The sequence below is a fragment of the Nocardia sp. NPDC060220 genome, assembly GCF_042727815.1.
Classification (GTDB): Bacteria; Actinomycetota; Actinomycetes; order Mycobacteriales; family Mycobacteriaceae; genus Nocardia.
Genome location: NZ_JBHWZY010000748.1, coordinates 1 through 3,467, shown reverse-complemented (window position 1 = coordinate 3,467; position 3,467 = coordinate 1). Strand labels below are relative to the sequence as shown.

3 protein-coding genes are annotated in these 3,467 nt (G+C 66.7%); all 3 read left to right on the top strand.

Annotated elements, in window-relative coordinates; all coding sequences use genetic code 11:
• Positions 1–2,054: LuxR C-terminal-related transcriptional regulator (locus ACFWF3_RS28925; RefSeq protein WP_379316704.1), on the top strand; the 2,054-nt coding region annotated here is incomplete at its 5' end.
• A gap of 94 nt (positions 2,055–2,148) precedes the next feature.
• Complete coding sequence (locus ACFWF3_RS28920; RefSeq protein WP_379316702.1) at positions 2,149–2,976, top strand: alpha/beta fold hydrolase; 828 nt, start codon at positions 2,149–2,151, stop codon at positions 2,974–2,976.
• 23 nt (positions 2,977–2,999) lie between these two features.
• Positions 3,000–3,467 (top strand): alpha/beta hydrolase (locus tag ACFWF3_RS28915; RefSeq protein ID WP_379316700.1); only part of this gene is annotated, 468 nt, incomplete at its 3' end.

Sequence of the window (3,467 nt, the reverse complement as noted above, 5' to 3'; positions counted from 1 at the left end):
ATCTCACTATCAGGGAACTCACGGATTCGTCTTTTGTGCCCGGCCCGATGCGCGCCGGGCAGCGATTGGAACAGCTCTATCGCCGCAGGCTGCAGGCTCTGCCGCAATCCTGCCAGGACTGGATCTTGGTAGCCGCCGCGGAATCGACGGGCGACCTGAAGTTGGTGGACCGTGCGGCTGCGCTCCTCGATATCGACGAAAGCGCGGGTGAAGCGGCAGATGACGCCGGGCTGGCCGTCATCGATGGGGCGGTGCGATTTCGGCACCCGCTGGTCCGTGCGGCCGTGTACCGTGCCGCGACGGCATCCGCACAGCGGCGCGCACACGGCGCTCTGGCCCGGGCGGCCGAGGCATCGGGGGCGGTCGACATCGAGGCGTGGCACGCTGCCGCCGCAACCGCGCGCCCCGACGCGGCGGTCGCGCAGCGGCTAGTCGATGCGGCCGAGCGGGCCGGACTCCGTGGTGGTCTGATCGCCAAGGCGAATCTGCTGGCCCGGGCAGCCGAGTTGAGCGAGGATCCCGTGCTCCGTGACGACCGGCTCCTCACCGGCGCCGAGTCGGCATCCGACTCCGGGGCGGCGCGATTCGCGTTGGACCTGACCGATCGAATCCCCGACCCGGATACCCTCGAACCGGTCGCCGCCGGCCGGTATCTGTTCATCCGTGCCTCCGTGGCCAACTTTCTCAGTGATCCAGAAGCGATTCAGATCGCGCCCGATCGGCTGACAGCGGCCGCTGACCTGTTCCACGGACATGACACACGGCGCGAGCATCTTGCCCTACTGCGTGCATTCGACGTAGCACACAGCAACGAACGAGCAGTGACTGCCGACACCATGCGCAAACTCGGTCTTCGGCTGCGGGCTGCGGCGACCGACGCGGAGCCCGTCACCCGCGCCGTGCTCGTCGGCCTCGGTGCCCTGATCCTGGATTCGTATGCTGAGGCCGTCGGGCCCATGCGGGACGCCGTGCGGGTACTGAGCGGACTCGACGATCGTCAAGTGTTGGAGTTCAGTATCGCGGGGGTGGTTTTTACCAGCGCCCTGTGGGATGAGCGGGCGCGCAACAGCTGGCTCGATCGTGGCGAGCGGATCGCGACACAGGCAGGCGCACTCAGAGAACTGGACTCCCTGTTGTGGATGCGTTCACTGACCGATCTCGATCGTGGTGATGTCGCCGCCGCGGGACGGGCGGTCGCGCGCGTTCGAGAGCTGCGCCAAGCAATGGGATACCCGGCCGAACATGTCGTCAACGGTTCCTATCTCGCATGGACGGGCGCACCGGCGGAGGCGGTCATCCAGATCGCCGAGCTCGTACTCGCAGCGGGGTTCGGCGGTGTGCACACCGCCACGATCAACGCATTGGCGATCCGGAATCTTGCCGAGGGCCACTACCAGGATGCTTTCGCTCTGCTGTCGCCGTACGAAGCCGACCGATTCCTGCAAGTCACACCACACCAGCTCCCCGAGTACATCGAAGCGGCGGTGCGCGCCGGCCACACCGCCGATGCCCACCGAGTCACCGCCGAATTCGCCGTGTTCGCCGAGGACATCGGCTCGCCGTGGGTGCGTGGCCTCGCTGTGCGGTGCTCAGCGTTGATTGCCCCAGCCGAAGAAGCCGAGGACCTCTATCTGGCGGCTATTGCTGCGTTGACCGAGACGGACACCCCGATCGATCTGTTTCGCGCTCACCTCCTGTACGGCGAGTGGCTGCGCAGGCAACGTCGTCGCGCTGATGCCAAGGCCCAATTACACACCGCCGCTGAAGGATTGACTCGCTTCGGTGCGGTGGCATTCGCCGAGCGGGCAGCACGCGAGCTGAGCGCGCTGGGTGAGCGGGCACGGCTCGGCCGCCCGGTGCCGACGGTCGAGTTGACCGCCCAGGAGTTGGAGGCGGCAGCGCTGGCCGTAGCGGGCAACACCAACGCCGAAATCGCGGCGATCATGTTTCTCAGCGCCAACACCGTCGATTATCACCTGCGCAAAGTCTTCCGCAAGCTGGGCGTTTCCTCTCGCCGCCAGCTCCGCGAGCACCTGCCTCCGACTACCGGCTGACCTGAAGGACTACGTGCGATACGTGGTTCGCACGTAGTCCTTCATGGCCCATCGTGAACACAGTGCTCCGCACCCGCCCGCGAGGAGGCTCCCGATGCCCACGATCACCGCCGACGACGGCATACAGATCTTCTACAAGGACTGGGGTCCAGTAGATGGGCACGCGGTCCTGCTGAGCCACGGCTGGCCGCTGAACTCCGACGCGTGGGAAAGCCAGGCGCTCTTCCTCGCCGAGCACGGATGCCGGGTCATCGCCCACGACCGTCGCGGGCACGGTCGCTCCACACAGACCTGGAATGGCAACGAAATGGACACCTACGCAGACGATCTCGCGACGCTGCTCGACACCCTCGACCTGACCGACGTCACCCTGGTGGGGCACTCGACCGGTGGCGGCGAGGTGGTGCGCTACACCGCCCGCCACGGGTCTGCCCGGGTCGCGAAACTGATCCTCGTCTCGGCGGTGCCGCCGTTCATGTTGCGCACCGACGACAACCCCGAGGGACTGCCCGTCGAGGTATTCGACGCGATCCGCGCCGGCGAACGTGCCTCGCGCTCGCAGCTGTACCGCGACCTGGCCGACGGCCCGTTCTTCGGACACAACCGGCGTGGCGACGTCCCCCAGGGCATACGCGACGCGTTCTGGCTGCAAGGGCTCGCGTCAGGCCACCGCGGCGCCTACGAGTGCATCGCCGCGTTCTCGGCCACAGATTTTCGGGGCGATCTCGCCGAGATCATCGTGCCGACCCTGGTCATCCACGGCGACGACGACCAGATCGTCCCCATCGAAGTCGGTGGCCTGCGCTCGGCGAAGCTCATCGCCGGTGCCGAGCTGAAGGTCTATGAAGGCGCTGGTCACGCACTTCCCGACACCGAGAAACAACGCCTGTCACAGGACTTGCTCGACTTCGTCGAGTCGTGATCGCCGGAAGGGAGAACACCGAAATGAATCAGCCGAAACACACCAGCAAGCCGCCCATCGTCCTCATCCACGGACTCTGGATGACACCCCGCAGCTGGGACACCTGGGCCCAGCGCTACCGCGACCTCGGACATCAGGTCCTCGCCGCGGGCTGGCCCGGCATCGGCGATCGCGCCCCGGCCGATGTCCGCGAGGATCCGAGCGCGCTCGAAGGCGTCGGCATCGTGGAGATCGTCGACTTCTACGCCGATCTCATCTCGTCGCTGCCGGAGCAGCCCATCATCATGGGTCACTCGTTCGGCGGGATCTTCACCCAGATGCTGCTCGATCGCGGCCTCGGCATCGCCGGTGTCGGCGTGGCACCAGGGCAACCGGCCGGCGTTCTCGCACTGCCGTTCTCGACCTTGCGCACGGGGCTACCCGTGTTGTCGAACCCGTTCCGTGCCGGCAAAGCCAGCTCGATCTCCAAGCGCCACTTCCACTACACGTTC